15 protein-coding genes and 1 tRNA gene are annotated in these 17,350 nt (G+C 66.6%); 8 read left to right on the top strand and 8 right to left on the bottom strand.

The genetic code is table 11. The annotated features are described in order from the left end of the window. Nucleotides 1-928: 928 nt before the first annotated feature. Together JHW41_RS08140 and JHW41_RS08135 are read right to left on the bottom strand one after the other, a co-directional pair. Nucleotides 929-1,264, bottom strand: a complete 336-nt coding sequence (locus JHW41_RS08140; protein WP_250449579.1) for a hypothetical protein — start codon at nucleotides 1,262-1,264, stop codon at nucleotides 929-931. Further along, a complete protein-coding gene (locus JHW41_RS08135) occupies nucleotides 1,257-2,015 on the bottom strand; it encodes a TIGR04255 family protein (protein WP_250449578.1) in 759 nt (252 codons plus the stop codon). The genes JHW41_RS08140 and JHW41_RS08135 overlap by 8 nt, the downstream gene beginning before the upstream one ends. 418 nt (nucleotides 2,016-2,433) lie before the next feature. Here JHW41_RS08135 and JHW41_RS08130 point away from each other — a divergent pair, with 418 nt between their 5' ends. After that, the gene (locus JHW41_RS08130; protein ID WP_250449577.1) at nucleotides 2,434-2,727 is read left to right on the top strand and encodes a hypothetical protein; all 294 of its coding nucleotides are present in this window, start codon (nucleotides 2,434-2,436) and stop codon (nucleotides 2,725-2,727) included. A 167-nt stretch (nucleotides 2,728-2,894) separates the two neighbouring features. Here JHW41_RS08130 and JHW41_RS08125 read toward each other — a convergent pair whose 3' ends face one another. From JHW41_RS08125 to JHW41_RS08110, 4 genes are all read right to left on the bottom strand, one after another. Further along, nucleotides 2,895-4,037, bottom strand: coding sequence for a hypothetical protein (locus JHW41_RS08125; RefSeq protein WP_250449576.1), 1,143 nt, complete (start codon nucleotides 4,035-4,037; stop codon nucleotides 2,895-2,897). Nucleotides 4,038-4,199: 162 nt separating this feature from the next. Next, entirely contained in the window at nucleotides 4,200-4,880 is a 681-nt protein-coding gene (locus JHW41_RS08120; RefSeq protein WP_250449575.1) for a hypothetical protein, read from the bottom strand. 129 nt (nucleotides 4,881-5,009) lie between these two features. Next, nucleotides 5,010-5,321 carry a hypothetical protein gene (locus JHW41_RS08115; protein WP_250449574.1) on the bottom strand — a complete coding sequence of 104 codons (312 nt, stop codon included), beginning with the start codon at nucleotides 5,319-5,321 and terminating at the stop codon, nucleotides 5,010-5,012. Nucleotides 5,322-5,381: 60 nt separating this feature from the next. Continuing rightward, a complete protein-coding gene (locus JHW41_RS08110; protein ID WP_250449573.1) occupies nucleotides 5,382-5,519 on the bottom strand; it encodes a hypothetical protein in 138 nt (45 codons plus the stop codon). Nucleotides 5,520-6,045: 526 nt separating this feature from the next. On the opposite strand from JHW41_RS08110, the gene JHW41_RS08105 reads away from it, so the two are divergent. Continuing rightward, nucleotides 6,046-6,924, top strand: coding sequence for a hypothetical protein (locus JHW41_RS08105; protein ID WP_250449572.1), 879 nt, complete (start codon nucleotides 6,046-6,048; stop codon nucleotides 6,922-6,924). Between the two features lie 429 nt (nucleotides 6,925-7,353). Here JHW41_RS08105 and JHW41_RS08100 read toward each other — a convergent pair. Further along, nucleotides 7,354-7,429, bottom strand: a tRNA-Phe gene (locus JHW41_RS08100). A gap of 168 nt (nucleotides 7,430-7,597) precedes the next feature. Between JHW41_RS08100 and JHW41_RS08095 the strand changes: the two genes are divergently transcribed. Continuing rightward, nucleotides 7,598-8,080: a DUF6491 family protein gene (locus JHW41_RS08095; RefSeq protein ID WP_078996701.1), complete on the top strand. Its 483-nt coding sequence runs from the start codon at nucleotides 7,598-7,600 to the stop codon at nucleotides 8,078-8,080. A 429-nt stretch (nucleotides 8,081-8,509) separates the two neighbouring features. After that, complete coding sequence (locus tag JHW41_RS08090; protein WP_250449571.1) at nucleotides 8,510-8,860, top strand: hypothetical protein; 351 nt, start codon at nucleotides 8,510-8,512, stop codon at nucleotides 8,858-8,860. Between the two features lie 604 nt (nucleotides 8,861-9,464). Here the strand turns inward: JHW41_RS08090 and JHW41_RS08085 are convergent. After that, complete coding sequence (locus JHW41_RS08085; protein WP_250449570.1) at nucleotides 9,465-10,856, bottom strand: S8 family serine peptidase; 1,392 nt, start codon at nucleotides 10,854-10,856, stop codon at nucleotides 9,465-9,467. Between the two features lie 281 nt (nucleotides 10,857-11,137). On the opposite strand from JHW41_RS08085, the gene JHW41_RS08080 reads away from it, so the two are divergent. From JHW41_RS08080 to JHW41_RS08065, 4 genes are all read left to right on the top strand, one after another. Then, on the top strand, nucleotides 11,138-12,175 hold the full coding sequence (locus tag JHW41_RS08080) for a DUF6689 family protein (protein WP_250449569.1): 1,038 nt from the start codon (nucleotides 11,138-11,140) through the stop codon (nucleotides 12,173-12,175). Nucleotides 12,176-12,242: 67 nt separating this feature from the next. Next, the gene (locus JHW41_RS08075) at nucleotides 12,243-13,175 is read left to right on the top strand and encodes an FHA domain-containing protein (protein ID WP_250449568.1); all 933 of its coding nucleotides are present in this window, start codon (nucleotides 12,243-12,245) and stop codon (nucleotides 13,173-13,175) included. Further along, nucleotides 13,172-16,600: a serine/threonine-protein kinase gene (locus tag JHW41_RS08070; protein WP_250449567.1), complete on the top strand. Its 3,429-nt coding sequence runs from the start codon at nucleotides 13,172-13,174 to the stop codon at nucleotides 16,598-16,600. The genes JHW41_RS08075 and JHW41_RS08070 overlap by 4 nt, the downstream gene beginning before the upstream one ends. Next, nucleotides 16,597-17,313 carry a sensor histidine kinase gene (locus JHW41_RS08065; RefSeq protein ID WP_250449566.1) on the top strand — a complete coding sequence of 239 codons (717 nt, stop codon included), beginning with the start codon at nucleotides 16,597-16,599 and terminating at the stop codon, nucleotides 17,311-17,313. Before JHW41_RS08070 ends, JHW41_RS08065 begins: the two co-directional genes overlap by 4 nt. Nucleotides 17,314-17,350: the final 37 nt, after the last annotated feature.

Here is a 17,350-nt window from a genome sequence, read left to right as displayed (position 1 = left end):
GCACTGACAGGAGTAGCATCGGCCCAGCCCACCAAGGTTCCCGCCCACGCCACTTTCGATCCGACGCGCGAAGGTCCGAGCCGCGCAGCTACGTGACGCCCTGGAGGTTGGTGAGACCTGGGACGCGTCTGACTTCGAGCGGGCGTTCAACTTCAAGAAGCGCTGGGACGACCTAGTCGCTAAGGCGCCGCGCGGCACACGGGAGCACTACGAGAAGCTCGGCGCGCTGATCCCCGAGGAGTCGCCGACGTTCAAGCGGCTGGTGTACCCTTAAACTAAACGCCACCGATTAGCCGTTAATCTATGGCAACGGGCTTTAAAGGATCAGCGCGCCTACGAACCTTTTCCTGAAGGCGGCTGAAATGTATCGAGATCTTCACAAGCAATATCCAGTGAGCCGCTTGGGACAATGTGGCCACTCTACGAGGACTGTAGTGCGCGAACAAAGAAAGCGGCAACGACTGAATTTGATCGAAGAGAACGACCGAGTCTTCTTTAATACCAGCACCACGCTCCATCAAAAACATCGAATTGACGGAATGTTGCCTCACCGCACGAATTCTGCTCTCAACTCGATCGTTGGATGCACCGCCTCGATTTAGAATAGCGGCCAAGCGATCCAATGAAACTACCGGAGCTACCGTAACCCTAATTGGCTGGTCCCGTTTGTTTTCTTCCGACACGTCACAGGTATTAGACAGGAGGAGTACCCTGCCCGTCTTCAGGCTTACTCCTTCCGCATTAAATATGGGGAAGGGCGCACCTTCAAATGCGTCCCCCTGAAACATATGCTCACTATCCGGAGTCCAGTAATAATTCTTTAGCCCACTCCCCATCCTTCGGAGCTCAGAATAAAGCTCCTCTAGATCGTCGTGCGCTAGGCCAGGGGGCATGTAAACCCTGGCATGCTCCAGCGATAGCTCGTCGCTCAATCAAATAGCTCTTCAAAGTTAGCTTCGATCAACGCATCCAGGTCAACACCAAAGTCTTCCTGTGCTTGGGCTAACGACATCGCGATATCGCGGAATCTGTCTTCCGACGGCGCACGCAACACCGTATGAAAAGAATCCGTGATCCCATAGTTGGTGTTTGCAGCAGACTGGGGAAGCCCACCTATCGAGTATGACGGCCGAGGCAAAGGCAAGCCATATCCCACCTCATATGCCGGGCGCCCTACACACCCTGCGGCGATACCCACTGAGGCCGCGAGGACAACTACTTGGAGACTAGCGGTTCTGCCAACCGATTCGATTTGGTTATTCATAATGAGGCTCGCACGCTCTCAAAGTTGTCTCTGATATCAGCGAATAGAAAATCCGTTTTTCTTCATCATGAACGCGATCCAGATAATTGCCAACCTCTTCCAGAGTCAGGCCTTCGCGCTCGATAATCGAATCAATATCTAAGACGAGACCAGTCAACGGCGCATCTAAGCCCGACTCTGTAATCATTGCCGGAGTAGCCACCTGAATAACACTAATTATGTCATTGTTTCGCTCATAGGTCCGCAAAGTGATATGCTCGTCGGTTACATCCCCTCCATCTAAACTCACGGCCAACGTGGTTATGTCGGCCAATGTTCGATAACCGCTTGAGAACGGAAACAGATTAATGAATTTCACCGAAACGCGCTCAACGAGGTCCGTCACACCGAAGACTATTTCCCATGCTTCCATGAGCCCCTTCTTCAACTGGGGCCAACCGGGATACTCCGCCACTGACGCATATGAGATATGACGATCGCCGATTTGCAGCACGCCATCTTTACCAGTCATTTTGATCAATGTCTGATATGCCAAGTCGGGACTATTCTCTCGAAGTGATCGCGGAATATGAGATATTTGTGAATTCTCAACTTTTGGATATTTGTCTCGCAGTTTTTGATACAGCAAGCCAGGGAGCAAGGTGGAAACACCAGGGTCTGCTGTTTTGAATCGGATTTCACATAATGCTTCTTTGATAGGCTGCCGCCCTAGCCTGATTGGCTGTGCACTCTTCTGTGGCCGCAAGATCACTATTGATAGTCCTATCAGGTTTAATTCATGGCGGGCGTCCGCGACTACTCAATTCGCCTAACGAATGCTGGTAATAGAAACGGCCACGGTACGCATTCGTGAAGATCGCAGTTGACTGCCCAGGGCGACCAGTCTCACAGGATGGCGAGATTTCAAGTTCCGCTGGACGCCAGTTGACCAAATTGCGGCCATCGCAGCAACTAGCAACTGCTTCAACTTCATACTTTCCTTTGTACTTTGCGCCATTGAGGCAGACCGAATGTGCTACTCAGCCAAGGTCTGCGCGGAGTACCGCGACTTCAGCGCTAGGGCGCGCGTTAGTGGCCGGCGCCAGCCCCCGTAGTGGTAGCACCGATGCACTTGACCACCTCAGCGTTGGGGGCCAAAAATTTACGTAGTTCGACACCTCTCTGCCGCCATGACTGAAGAGTCCCGCGGCCAGGCCGGGGCAGGCCTGGACTACTGGATCCTCAACTACAGCTCTGCACCGTTCCACCGCGAAGGCCTTTCCTTCCGGGACTATGCCCCTGCCCTGTACCTGGGGATCACCGGCCGCGTCGCCTACCCCAGCCGTCCGTTTGAGCAAATCCTGTCCAAGCTTGAGGCCCGCTACCCGCACGTCCGCGGGATGTCGCCCTTGGAATGGCTCGATGCCATTCCTGTCGCTCGCGCTGCCTGGGAGCGCGCCAGAGATGATGGCGGCCGGCTTTGACTCCTCCTCTGTGCACCGGCGACGCTAAGGTTCACCGTACTCGTGCCAAGGGCCTCGGGTATTTGCCCTACCCGATCATGCTGTTCTGCTCTCTCCGAGTCGAACGGCCCTACGCATCGCAGTTCCAGAGCAACCATCTACTAGCGCAGCTTCTGGCGGAGTTGCAGCTACGCCGGCTTCGCTTCGGGCTCCCCCCGCCTCTCACCGTTACCCAGCAAGTAGCCTGCGATAACACCTAACAGCCCCATCGCAGATGACATTTGCGTCTCACTATATCCAGCGACCACGAGCATGATCGCTAAAGGGATGATGAGCCCTAATCCAAATAGCCGCATCACAGACTGTGGCGACCACTGCACCGTAGCCTTGCGGGCGAGATAAATGACTGCCGATATCATGAATATCGCCAAGACAACTAGTGTCAAACTAAGCACAATCTCAATTGAGGTCCAATATCTCAGCTGAGTCGCCGGATCCCTCTTCGCATCATTTTGTTCGGACTGCGAACCCTTGATCTCCATTTTTGAATTTTTCAGACTTTCTCTTGCCGCCCTCGGAAGCAACACCGGCTCGTGCCCTTCCTCACCCAAAGTGTCCGGCGGATCCCCCTGAGAAGAACTTGGCTGTTTGGGCTGCTGTACGTTCGATGCGTCTTGCCCCTGCGTATTTCCGACGGATGTAAGTCTGGTCAACTTTGCTTTTGAAGTGCTCGCCGAGCGAACGCTTGTCGCGGATCTTGATGTAAAGGCAGCCGACCCTCGGTCAATGGGTTTGCTGCCTACCATGTTCTCAGCTTTGGCATCATGCCCTGTATCACTCACTAGCTTAGTTAAGGATGGATCACCCAAGGCTGTTCCCGGGACAATCCCAAGCGCTGCACTAGCACCTGAATTTCCAATGACGATTGGTGCGCTAGCGTAGCTTGGCGCGGCCCCAGTCATAACCATCGTGCCCGCTACCGCATGGGCCGAAATCGCGGTGCCACCAGCATTCAGAGCACTGTCATGCGCACCCATTGCTATCGAGCGGCTCGCATTGGCACCAAGTAGATGCGTTGACTTCGAATTGAGCCGAGCCAATTGACTTTCGAGATCAGAAATTCGTTCTTCCGCGGCTCGCAACTTCTGATCAGTCTCTTCTAACTCTGCAAGAGCTACCGACTCCTGCTCCCGCTGCTGATCAAGCAGGTTCAACAACTCACGCTTGTTGTAATCCGGAGCACTCTGTTGCGCCCTACCAGTCGGCACACAGAGAACTGCACCCAATATGAGCAAAACAAGCGTAGCCACGGTCCCGGTACGCATCCCCATCCCTCGCATTCCATGCTTGCCCACCTACACAAACGGAGGGACTACCTCTATGCGGACAGCTACGCCCCAATCCGAATGAATTGGCGCCAGCTCACGTTTGCCTAGCTCAGAATGCGAACAATAGAAGAAGCGCTATCGCTGCCACCCCGCAAGCCCCCTAAATTATTCAAAGCAGCACATCAGCATCATTGTTGATTCAAATTTCATCTTAGCCGGATCAATCTCAGCCGCGGCACGACTGCACTTCTCTCCAATCTTTTTTCCAACGATGACGGGCACATCGCAGCCAAATCGCATATAAGCCCTCAGCTGTAATTGCCCATCCAACTCACAAGCTGCCCCTATGGCATTTCCGTCAGGACAATCCAACGACTCAGGGAGCGGCTGATCTCTTGCCCTTACCCACAGACGCCCACCACTGACCACGTCCTGGCTAGCCACACCAATCTCAATAAATTTGATTGGTATCCCTGGCCCAACGCGCCCTCCTATTTCATCAGGCGTAGCAAGCCGAGACTCATAAATGACGCCCTTAACACGTCGTATCTCGGGCTTCTTTTGCGGCGCCGAGATTTCTGGGACTGTCACCACCTGTGTTCTGCCAGCTAGAAATAACTTGTACACATAGCCAGCAAACCCAAGCACCGCACCAAGCATGACGAGAGCAACCAACGCAATGATCAACAGCCGTAGCAGTTGATCGCTAGCACGCTGCACTAAAGGCTTAAATAACCCAAGCCGAAATGCGGCGTAAACAGTCCCTGACAAGATCAAGGCGAGAACTACGGCAAGACCAATTGGCTCCTGAACCTCAAATGCTTCCTTAGGGAACATCCAGTTCACACTAGCACTCCTGAGTTTGAGCCTTATCTATAATAGAACGTTGTGCGACGCCAGAGACGGACGCCCGTGCCGCCAAACAAGTCCAAGAATCAGCGCAATCCGGCCAACCAATTATTGCCAGTTATTTAATTAGTGCACCCGCCGGTTAAGAACTGGAAGCCCCTCCTGCGCCTCCACACTGCGCACCCGCTCTTCCAGCGAAAGAACCTTCGCGCCGGCAGCTTCCATTAGCTTGAGGATGCCGTCAGCGTCCGCATCGCGGAACTGGCGCAGCTCGACCAGTTGCTGGCTGACCGTCAGCGCTAGATCCCGCACACGGCCATGGGCCTCCACTAGGCACTCATGACGCCGCGCCAAGTCGTTGTGAGCGGCAGCGTACGCGTTGTGAGCCTCTACCAAGGACGCATCGAAAGTGCCCTGCCCCTGGAACGCCAGCTGCACGCCCTCGTCATACCCGGCGAACCACGGCGGCGGCGTCTCCTGCCATAGCTCAAGCAGAGCCTACGAGGCGGGACACAGATTGACCAGCTCATCGGCCCGGCCGTGCTTGTGGCCGTCCGCCTGGCACTGCAGCGCCTTGTCGTTGTACGCCCACCGCAACGCGCCAGTGAGCGCCTTTCTAACCATCTTGCGAAGCATCGTGTTTCCTTTGTCTGTGGGACGCCTGTGCATCCCGTCGTGATGAAGGTAAGTGGCAGCCTTCGCGGTAGGCTCAATCCGAACCCTTGCCGAGAACGCTCACCATTTCGTCGCGCACCGTAATCGGATCTGCAGCGGAGCCAGAGCCAACAACCGTCATCGGCAGCACCTTCCCCAGCAACATGAGGAATGCGGTTGGTTTCTCCTGCGCTTACCTGACCAAGTACGCCTAGCCGCCGGCTGCATTCAACGCTGCCACGATCATCGCCTTAACATCGGCGGTGATCTTGTTTGGCGTGCCTGGCTTGCGGCCACCGCGGCGCTCGCCTGGTCTCGATCCTCGGGCCATCTTGATTACTCGATTTAATTCAAGTTGGAACGACTGTTAGCCATTGTTCTCAATGCGACTAGACAACGGACCCACGCTTATCGACTCGCCCAGCGGCGATGAATGTCGATGATGTTCGAGTTGGCCATCCGCCCGCCCATGATGCCGGGCATGTTGTTCGACTGCCGCGGCTGACCATTGGCCCTCTACGCGGACCGCCTGGCGGCGCTGCGGGCCCAGCGAAACGACGACGCCGCGCAGCTGCAGCGCGATGCGATGTTCGAGATCGAGCTGTTGGGCAAGACGCGCGAGGAGCAGGAGTTGCTCAACGCCGCCCGCCGTCTGGGCGCCGATGTGGACACGGACAGGGCGCGCGCGGCCATCGATGCCCTGGAGGCATACCAGCGCCAGCGGTCCCAGGTAGACGACCAGATCGAAGCCATGGATGCCTTGCGCGATTCGGCCCGTGGGTTCGTGCACGACCTGAGAGGCGGCAAGGACCCGATCGACGCGATCGAGGACGCCGTTGACCGGATCGCAGACAAGCTCTTCGACCTGTCGGCCGAGAACATCGTCGAGAAGCTGTTCGGTCAGAACGGCAGCACGTCGGGCGGCGCGGCCGGTGGCTGGCTGAGCAACCTCTTCGGCGGCTTCTTCGGCGCCGACAAGGGCGGCGGAAGCTCCGGCGGGTGGTTGGAGTCTCTGCTTGGAAAGACCTCCGGTAGCGGCGGCTGGCTGTCGTCGCTCTTCGGCGGCGGCAAGTCGTCTGGCCCGTCTTCGGCGTTCGGGTCGATGTTCGGCAACAACACGAGTTGGCTGTTCGCCGGCGGCGGCCAGACGATGCCGGATCGCGCCTACCTGGTCGGCGAGAACGGCCCGGAAATGTTCGTGCCGCGCACCGCGGGCGCGGTGCTGCCGGCCGACATGACGCGCACCGCGCTCCGCGGCGGTCGCGGCCAGACCATCAACCTCACGACGAACCAGCACTTCAACGGGCTCCCCGGCCGGCAAACGATGGATCAGGCGGACACGGAGAGGGGCCTGGCTATGCGGCGACAGATGGCGCGGAACCGGTGATCAATCCGAGCCTACGTTGCCTCCCCTGCCACGCGCCAAATACTCAACCAAGAACGGACGCAGTGGCTTGACAGTTACCATTGGGTCCACGGTTGGGTCGACAGGAGAGTTTGGAGCAGATTCGCAAGGGCCTTCGTGGAGCACAAACTCTTCAGTGAAGTTAGGTGTTAGCTCTCGGTGTGCGACAAGTGCCCTATCGACGTCGTCGATTGCCTCGCGGCAAACCGAGCATCTCAATGCAAATGCAGTATCAAAGCGCCCCACTTGCTTGACGAAAACTACGGAAACAGTCTTAACCTTTTCCATGTGGACCTCCCTGTGTAATTCCGGTGTACTCGTGTCGGAAATTCGAGCCTAAAGACGGCAAAAAGGCGCCTATCAAAACTTCCGAAGGAAGCTAGATAAGCGCCTGATTCTTACCACCTTTAATGGTGGCCGGGGAGGGAATCGAACCCCCGACACGGGGATTTTCAATCCCCTGCTCTACCAACTGAGCTACCCGGCCATTTCACGGGCAACCCGTGAGAGAGGCGGCATGATACGGACGGATGCCGCCGATGGCAAGCCTCCCTTGCGCTGAACGATGCCGGCCGGCGATGCGCCCGCCGCGCGCGCCAAGCGCATGATGCGGGCGTACTCCCATCGGCGCCGATGCCGCCATAAGGAAACGCCCATGAAACGCCCGACTGTAGCGATCCCGCGCGGCCGCGCCGCACGGTTGTTGGCCGCCTGCCTGGCGGTCGCCGCGTTGGCCGGCTGCGCCAGCGCCGGCCCCAAGCTCGACGACGCCCAACGCCTGGCGCTGTACCGGCAGCATGCCGGCGCGCCGGTCGACAGCTTCCAGTACTTCGGCCGCATCGACGGCTGGACGCCGCTCGGCGACAGCGCGCTCGGCCTGTGGACCAAGCCCAGCCAGGCCTACCTGCTGGAACTGCGCGGCAGCTGCCCGGGCCTCGACTTCGCCCAGGCGATCACGGTGACCAACCAGATGGGCCGCGTGCACCAGCGCTTCGACAAGGTCGTGGTGCTCGACCGGCAGTCGATCAAGATGCCCTGCTTCATCGACCGCATCCTGCCGCTCGACGTCAAGGCGCTGAAACAGGCGCAGCACGACCTGCGTTCGGCCGGGACCATGCCGGAAGAATCCAAGCCTTGATCTCGGCGATGCGCAGTCCCTGGACCGCGCATCGCGAACCCTGCCCGCGCGCCGGGCCGGCGGCGTTGCCTGCGCGGCGCTTGCGCCGGGCGCGACGCCGGATCGCCGCGGCCTCCCCGGGCCGGCCCGTTGCGCATTCGCCGCGTGACGCTTGTCAGAAAATTCCTACACGGCGCCGCGCCGTCGGCCTACTGCGCCGGACCGACCGGCAGGCGCAATCTGTGCGGGCCCCGGCAGCACGGCCATGCGACGACACGGACGCCGCTCAGCAATGGAACGAGGCCGCCGCCTTGAGCAAGCGCACCTGCGGAGCCTGGGGCTACTGATTACAGAAGTTGGGGAAGCGGTAATGCACTGCGAACAGGATGTTGCACCGGCGGCCCGGACGGCCGGCCGGTTGCCCCCGCAGGGAATGCGCGGGGCGAGTGCATGAAGGCGGCGAATTGGGTCCAGGACACGTTCCGCGCGCTGCCACGCTATCTCTTCGTACTGACCGCCGTCTCGGCGCTGGCGTTGTTGGCCCGAGCGGCGGTTCCTTCTTTTTCGCGAGCGTCCGCCGCGGACTCCGAATCCCTCGTCTCCGAACTGCGCGGACCACCCCGCGAGCTCGTCGCGCCCGCCGCCGCCCCGGCCGCGGCGCTGACGATCGCGGCCGCCTCCGGCTCCAGACTCGTCGCCCAGGCGCGCCTGCCCGAACCAGTGCGCTCCCGGTCGCCGACGCCCGCGCACCGCTACTCCCCCGTCGAATCGCAGCTCAAGCGCACTCGCGGCTCCGACTGAGGCAACGCTCGCCTTGCGCGTGCTTCAGCGCGACGCATTCCCTCATTGCGTCCAGTGCGCGATGCAGTCGCGCCAATGCATTCCAGTGGTTTCGCGTCGCCACCGCATCGCCGCCCTGATCGCCCGTTTCGTCGCCTGCCGCACGCGGCTCGCGGCTCGCGGCTCGCGGCTCGCGGCTCGCGGCTCGCGGCTCGCGGCTCACACACTATGTGCCCGCCTGGCCGCTATGCAAGCCTCACCGATCCGATCCGATCCGATCCGATCCGATCCGATCCGATCCGATCCGATCCGATCCGATCCGATCCGATCCGATCCGATCCGCATCGACCTTATGTCGCCGCGCCGCAAGGCCGATGCCCTCACCTTCGCCACCTCGCGTCCTGCGCGTCCTGCGCGTCCTGGACGCGGCGGATAAAAAAACGGATGCCCGAAACTTCCCGGGCATCCGCTCATGACAATCGTGCAACGACTCGCTGGAGAGAGCGCCCGCAACGCCGGGGACGCGGCGCTGCGGGCGAAGTACGGACGGGGTTCGCCACCCGTCCGAACCCGGTGACGGCGCGGCCGCGTCGGCGTGGCGCCGCGCGAGACCGGGCCGGATCGATCAATAGGCGTTGGCGACCCCCACCGCTTCATAGGCGTCGACATGGCCGCTGCCGACTTCGAAACGCTGCCGGCCCGGCATCGGGTTGGCGGTCTGGCTGAGGATCTGCTTGACCTCCAGCGGCTGCAGCGACGGCTTGGCTTCCAGCAGCAGGGCGACGATGCCGGCGACGTGCGGCGTGGCCATCGAGGTGCCGCTCATGTGGGTGTAGAACAGTGCGCGCGCGCCGAGCGCGGCGTCCTGCTGCGCGGCGAGCAGCGGCAGCGCGCCGGTCAGCGCGCGGGTGGACACGATGTCCACGCCGGTGGCGACCAGGGTCGGCTCGTTGACGTAGGTCCAGGCCTGCCCGTCGGGCATGGTGAAGCCGCCGCTCTCGCCCGGATTGCCGCGCGAGGAGAAGTCGGCGAGCGTGCCGTCCTTGTTGCCGGCGCCGACCGAGATCACCCACGGCGCCTGCGCGTAGGGATTGTGGGTGTTGGCGTTGGGGCCGTCGTTGCCGGCGGCGAACACGCTGACGATGCCGTTCTTGTAGGCCTCGTAGCTGGCTAGGTTGACCGGGTCGGTCGGGTCGAACGCGCCGGAGGTGCCCCAGGAGTTGGAGATCACCCGGATCGGCGAGGCGAAGCTGTTCTTGTGCGAGATCGCGTAGTCGTAACCGCCGACCGCGTCGAGGATCGAGATCACCGCGCCGGAGCCGTAGCCGACCAGCGCCGCGCCGGTGGCCACGCCGCGGTACAGGCCGGCGGACTGCGCGCCGCTGCCGCCGACGGTGCCGGCGCAGTGGGTGCCGTGGCCGGAGCTGATGTCGGTGTTGAGCTGGTTCTCCAGCACCGTCACCGGCAGGAAATCCAGCAGCGAATGCAGGTTGGTCAGCGCCTGCACGTTCTGCACCACGCGCTGGCCGTACTTGAGATCGGCGTGGGTGGCGTCGATGCCCGAGTCGTTGATCATCACCGCAACGCCGCGGCCGGTGAACGGCACGGGGCGGCCGAAGTCGCCGGGGTTGGCCTGGACCCGGTTGACCCCGGACAGTTCGCGCGCTTCCTGGTTGTAGTAGCGCAGCGGCTTGTTGAGGTGGATCGACAGCACGTCGCCGCGTTGCGACAGCGCGCGGATCTGCGCCGGCGTCGCCAGCGCGCCGGCGATCGGCAGCGCGCGCATGCTCACGCCCTTGTCGATGCCGAGCAGCTTCAGCGCCTGCACCTGGGCCGCGCGCAGCGGGCCGGGCTGGTTGTAGGCGACCACCACCTCGAGCGGCGCGGTGTCCGCGGCGCCGGCCAGGGCGCGCTCGAGCGCGGCGTCGAGGCGGGCGGCGGCGAGGCTGACGCCGCTGGCGGCCATGCCCAGGGCCAGTGCGGTCAGTTTTACCAAGGTGCGGCGATTGCGTTGCATGTCGTGCGGACTCCCTGCGTTCCCCGACGACCGGGTGGCCCACCTTGGCCCGGCGCGCGGGCGCGGCGACATCCGGGAGACCGCCCAGTCCGCATGAGGGAAAACCCCTACAGACCGGCGACCGGACGCACAGTAGGCTCGGATCGGCGTCGCCTCGCGCCGGCTACGACGGGCCGGCGGCCGGTTCATGCGGACCCGACGGGTTCCGGGTTACCGTCGCGACGGCCAGGCCGCCGCGGCCCGGCGAGGCCAATCCGCGACGTACAGGGGACGACACCGACATGCGCCATACCGATTCGATCCCGACCGGCTCGCTCCTTGCCGGCTCGCTCGCTGCTTGCTCGATCACTGCCGGCTCGATCACTGCCGGCTCGATCCCCGCCCGCTCAATCCCTACCGCGTCCAACCCGACCGGCCCGGCCGCGGCCGCGACCGAATCGCCGCGCGCCGCGCGCCGCATCCTGCCGCGACTGGCCGCCTGGGTCGCCGCCGCCGGATTGCTGTTCGGCAGCGGCGCCGCCGCGGCCCAGATTCCGTTGCCGGTGACCGTGGCCGCCACCGGCAACCACGCCGAGGCGACCGTGCGCCTGCCGTTCCTGCCCGGCTGGCCCGGCCCGGTGGTGGGCGAACTGCTGCTCGACTTCGAAGACGCCAGCGGGCTCAGCCCGGCCGCGCTCGGCGTCTCGGCCAAGACCGTGAGCCTGTACGACCCGAACCTGATCGCGCGCCTGCCCGACACCGACCTCACCACCCTGCCGGGCAGCCTGCCGATGTTGGTGACGGTGCAGCCGCCGCTGTCGGGCGGCCTCAAGTTCAAGGGCAGCGGCCGGGTCGAGATCCACACCCACTGGCTGCCCTACGCCGCCGGCACCCGCCTGCGCCTGTTCAAGGCGCCGCTGGGCGGCGCGTTCTACGACGTCACCGACGAGATCGCCGCCGGCAGCGTGCGCGCGCGCGGCACCTACGGCGGCTTCTCGCAGTTCCTGATCCTCGCCGACGCGCGCCCGACCCCGCTGGTGATCGCCTCCAAACTGCAGCGCCTGCGCGACCGCGTCGACCTGCTGCCGGCGGCCGAGCAGCCCGGCTTCGACGCCCTGCTCGACGACGTCGAGACCGCGCTGGCGCTGGCGACGCCCGACTACGCCGCCGCGCTCGCCGCCGCCGACGCCGTGCGCACGCGCGCGCAAACCCGCGCCGGCACCTACATCGACAACGAATGGCGGGCCACGCGCACGCACCGCAACGACGCCGGCGAACTCGCCGCCGGCGCGGCGACCCTGCGCTTCAGCGTCGCCTACCTGCGCGACTACGGTCCCTGAGCGCGCCGCGGCGCCCGCCCCGCGCCGGCATCGACGCGGGCGCGGGCGTTCCAAGTAAGATGCGGCCATGCCGGCGCGCCTGATCGTTTACCCGCCCGAAGCCGCAGCCATCAGCCGATGGATCCCCGCCGGTTCGCGCTTGCGCATCGGCCGCGATCCCGCGTGCGAGTTGCGCATCGACCACCCCTCCGTCTCGCGCCAGCACGCCGAGCTGACCCACGGCGCGGACGGCTGGCGGCTGCTCGATAGCGGCAGCAAGAACGGTTCGCACGTCGACGGCATCCAGGTCGCCCAGGCGGTGCTCGAGCGCAGCGAAGCGTGGCTGCGCTTCGGCGATGTGCTGTGCGAGTTCTCGCTGCACGACGAGGCCGAGGCCCAGGCCTGGCAGGAGCGCGAGCGCGAGCGCCGCGCGCTGTCGCAGGCGTGGACCCGGCGGCTGGAGGTCGGCGCGGCGCCGCCGGCCGAGGCCGCGATGGCGGGCGACTTCGACGCCGCCGCCGCGGCCGCCGACCTGCCCGGCGACATCCTGCGCGGCGTGGTCGAACTGGCCGGCTGCAGCCGCGGCTTCCTGCTGCTGGCCCAGGGCGAGGACTTCCTGGTCCAGGCCAGCTTGTCGCTGGAGCACGAGGACCTCAACGCGCGCGCCTTTTCCGGCAGCGTCGGCGCGGTCCAGCGCAGCCTGCGCGAACGCCAGCCGGTGGTGGTGAACTGGATCGACGACGACCCGTGGCTGGCGCAGCGCTCCTCGGTGGTCACCGGCGGCCTGCAAAGCCTGGTGTGCCTGCCGCTGCTGCACGCCGGCCGGGTCCTGGGCGCGGTCTACGCCGACCGCCGCGGCGCCGGCGAGGCGATCAGCCAGTTCGACATGGAACTGCTCGCCGCCTTCGCCGACAGCGCCGCGCTGTGGCTGCTGGCGCAGCGCGCCTTCGAGGCGCTGCAGCCGCCGGCCGCGCCGCTGCGCTGGACCCGGGTGCTGGGCGCGCAGGCCACATCCTCGTGAGCGACACCACCGCGACCGGCCTGCACGCGGGCCGCGGCCTCGCGCCCGGCAGCCTGCTGGCCGGACGCTTCCGGATCGAGGCCATGCTCGGCCTGGGCGGCATGGGCGAGGTCTATCGCGCGCTCGACACCACGTTGGGCATCCAGGTCGCGCTCAAGCTGCTGCGCCCGGAACTGGCCGCGCGTAGCGACGCGTTCGAACGCTTCCGCCAGGAGTTGCTGACCGCGCGCCAGGTGTCGAGCCCGCGCGTGGTGCGCATCCACGATCTGTTCCGCCACGAAGGCCAGTGGCTGATCGGCATGGACTGGATCGACGGCGAGGCGCTGGACCGGCGCCTGGATCGCGACGGCGCGCTGCCGGTCGACGATGCCGCGCGCATCGCCCGGCAGATCGCCGAGGGCCTGGCCGCGGCGCATGCGCGCGGCGTGATCCATCGCGATCTCAAGCCGGCCAACGTGCTGCTCGACCGCAACGGCGACGCGCTGATCGCCGACTTCGGCGTGGCCCGCTCGCTGGCCGGCAGCGGCCTGACCCAGACCGGCGCGATCGTCGGCACGCCCGATTACCTTTCGCCCGAACAAGCGCGCGGCGAAGGCGCCGACGCGCGCAGCGACCTGTACGCGCTGGGCCTGATCCTGCACGAAATGCTCAGCGCGCAGATGCCGTTCGCCGGCGGCACCGCCAGCGAAGTGCTGGCGCAGCGCATGCTGCGCACGCCGCCGCCGGTGAGCCGGCTGCGCGCGGACGCGCCGGCCTGGCTGGTGCGGCTGACCGACCGCCTGCTGCGCCCGCAGCCGGCGCATCGTTTGCCCGACGCCGCAGCGGTGATCGCGGCGATCGACCGCCGCCACGTGCCGCGCGACTGGCGCCCGCGGCGACGCGCCTGGATCGGCCTGGGCGTCGCCGCGACGCTCGCCGCGGCCGCCGCCGGCGCGTGGTGGCTGCGGCCCGCGCCGGTCGCGGTTTCGGCCCAGGCGACGACGCCGGCCGCCGCACCGCTGCAGCGGCTGCTGGTCGCGCCGCTGCAAGCCGCCGGCGACGACACCGAACGCCGCTACCAACGCGCGCTCGCCGCCGCCCTGCGCCAGGCGCTGGCGGCGCGCGGCGTGACGGTGGTCGACGACGAGCGCAGCCAGCAGGCGCTGCGCCAGCTCGATCCCAGCGGCGCCGCGCCGCCGGCCGCGCAGCAAGCGGCGCGGCTGGCCCGCGCCGAGCGCACGCTCGGTTTCGCGCTGGCGCGCGAAGGCGCGCAGTGGCGCCTGCGCGCACGGCTGCAGGCCGGCGCCGGTCCCGCGCAAGAGTTCGCCGCGCAAGGCGCGACGCCGACGCAGGCGCTGGACGCGCTGCTGGACGCCGCGCCGCTGCGCGACGCGCTCGCTGTCGCGCCCGCTTCCGCCGCGACGTCGCCCGCGCCCTCGCACCGAACGTCGGCCGCCAGCGCACCCGAACCGCCCGCCGCGCTGGAAAGCTACGGCGCCGGCCTCATCGCCCGCGACGACGGCGACCTCGCCGCCGCTGTCGCCGCGCTGGAACGCGCCACCGCGACCGCGCCCGGCTTCGCCGCCGGCTGGCTGGCGCTGGGCGAAGCGCGCAACGCCGCCGGCGACGCCGACGGCGCCTATGCCGCGTTCGAAAGCGGCGAACGCGCGGCGAGCGCGACAGCGGCCGAAAACGCCGTGACGGACGGCACCGCCAAGGACGCCGCCGCGAACGACGCCACAGCGGACGGCGCCGCATTTCGCCGCCGCTTCGCCGCCGAACGCGCGATCCTCGACGGCGACGCCGCGGCCGCCGCGGCCTACTGGCGCGAGCGCGCCCAAACCGCCGGCGACGACACCTACGCGCAACTGGCGCTGGCGCGCGCGCTCGGCGCCGGCGGCGACGCGCCCGCGGCGATCGCGCAACTGCGCGCGCTGGCCGCGCGCGACCCCGACGACCCGCGCGCCTGGTTCGAATTGGGCAAGTTCTCGATCCTGCACGGCCAGGCGCAGCCGGCCGTCGACGATTACCTGGTGCGCGCGCTGGTCCAGTACAAGCGCGGCGGCAACCGCTACGGCGAGGCCGAGACCCAGAACGCGCTCGGCATCGGCTACGCCCGCCTGGGCCAGAACGACCACGCCCTGGCCCAGTACCGCAGCGCAGTCGAACTGCGCCGCGCGGTCGGCAACCGGCGCGGGCTGGCGACCAGCCTGCGCAACCTCGGCAACGTGCTGGCGCTGACCGGCCGCTTCGACGAAGCCGCGCGCAGCCTCGGCGACGCGCGCGGACTCTACGCCGCGCTCGACGACCGCCACGGCCTGGCCGCGGTCGAGAACGAACTCGGCCTGCTCGCCGAGGAACGCGGCGACTACCCCGCCGCGCTGGCCGCGTTCCGGCGCGCGCTGGCGGCCTGGCAGCAGGCCGGCGACGCCGCCGGCACCGCCCAGGCGCTCAACGACATCGGCTTCGCCCATTACCAGCTCGGCGCCTACGACGACGCCCAGGCTTACCTGGTGCAGTCGCGCGAGGCCTACGCCAAGCTCGGCGACGAGACCGGCCGGGTGCGCACCGCGCAGAACCTCGGCCTGCTCGCCGCCGCGCGCGGGCAGTGGCCGCAGGCGCGCGAACTGCTGCAGTCCTCGCTCGACGCGGCGCTGGCCGCGCAGATGATGGAAGAAGCCGCGGTGGCGCGGCGCAACCTCGGCGAACTGGAACTGATGCAGGGCCGGATCGGCCCGGCGCTGGCGCAACTCGATGCCGCGCAGGCCCTGTTCGCCCAGCGCGAAGACGCGCGCGGACAGGCCGATGTCGGGCTGCTGCGCGCGCAGGCGCTGGCCGCCGCGCACGCCGGCGCGCAGGCGCGCGCGACCCTCGATGCGCTGGCGCCGCAACTGGCCCAGGCGTCGTCCGAACAACGCGGCATCGCCGGCCTGCTGCGCGCGCAGCTCGACCGCGCCGGCGGCGACCGCAACGGCGAGCGCGCCGCGCTGGCCCAGGCCCGCCACGAGGCCGGGCGCTCCGGCGTGCGCCTGCTGCGGTTGCAGGTCGCGCTGCAGGCCGCCGAGGCCGACGGCCGCTTCGAACCGGCGCTGCAACGCGACATCGACGCGCTCGGCCACGCCGGCCTGCGCCTGCAGGCCGCCGGCGCGCGCATGCGCCTGGCGCTGGCCGCCGGCGACGCCGACGCGGCGCTGCGCGCGTATCGCGACGCGCAGCCGCTGCTGCGCCGCGGCGATCGTCTCGACGCGGCGGCGCTGCACGCGCTGGCCGCGCAGGCGCAGCGCGCGCGCAGCCTCGATCCGGCCGCCAGCGACGCGCGCGCGCTGGCCGAGCGGCAGCGCTTGCGCGAGCAACTGCCGCCGTCCCTGCGCGCCGGCTACGACCCCGCCCGCGCCCAGGCCGGCAACGCCACCGAAGCCGGCGCGCGCCGCGAGCCCGCGCGATGAGCGATCCCTCCGAGCTGCGCACGCTCTACCAGGAACTGCTGCAACAGCTGCAGCGCAACGAACGCGAGTTCCGCCGCCTCGGCCGCGCGGTGTGGCGGGTGCAGGAAGACGAACGCCGCCGCATCGCCCGCGACCTGCACGACGGCGTCGGCCAGAACCTCACCGCGCTCAAGCTGCGCCTGCACGACATCCAGTCCGCGCTGGAACCGCAACAGACCGTGCTGCGCGAAGGGCTGGCCCAGGCCCTGGCGCTGTGCGCCGACACTCTGGAAGACACCCGCGAACTCTCGCGCCTGCTGCGCCCGCCCATCCTCGACGACCTCGGCCTGGAAGCGGCGCTGCGCTGGCTCGCGCGCAGCCACGACGGCCGCGACGGCGCGCGGGTCGAACTGGAACTGGGCGCGCTGCCCGAACTCGACGGCGAACTGCAGACCGTGCTGTTCCGCACCGCCCAGGAAGCGCTGGCCAACGCCGCGCGCCACGCCCAGGCGCGGCGGGTGCGGATCGGCCTGCACTGCCGCGGCGACGAGCTGCACCTGGACGTGCGCGACGACGGCCGCGGCTGCGATCCGGTCGCGGCCCTGGCCAGCGGCGGCAACGGCCTGGGCGGCATGCGCGAGCGCCTGCGCCTGTACGGCGGCCGCCTGGAAATCGCCAGCGCGCCCGGCGCGGGCCTGCGCCTGAGCGCGCGCCTGCCGCTCGACTACGCCTGATACCGCTGCGCGCACCGTCGTCGCCCGCTCGCTGCGG

Source organism: Lysobacter enzymogenes, assembly GCF_023617245.1.
Lineage (GTDB): Bacteria > Pseudomonadota > Gammaproteobacteria > Xanthomonadales > Xanthomonadaceae > Lysobacter > Lysobacter yananisis.
The sequence above is the reverse complement of the archived record's forward strand: the minus strand, read 5'-3'. Positions and strand labels throughout refer to the sequence as shown.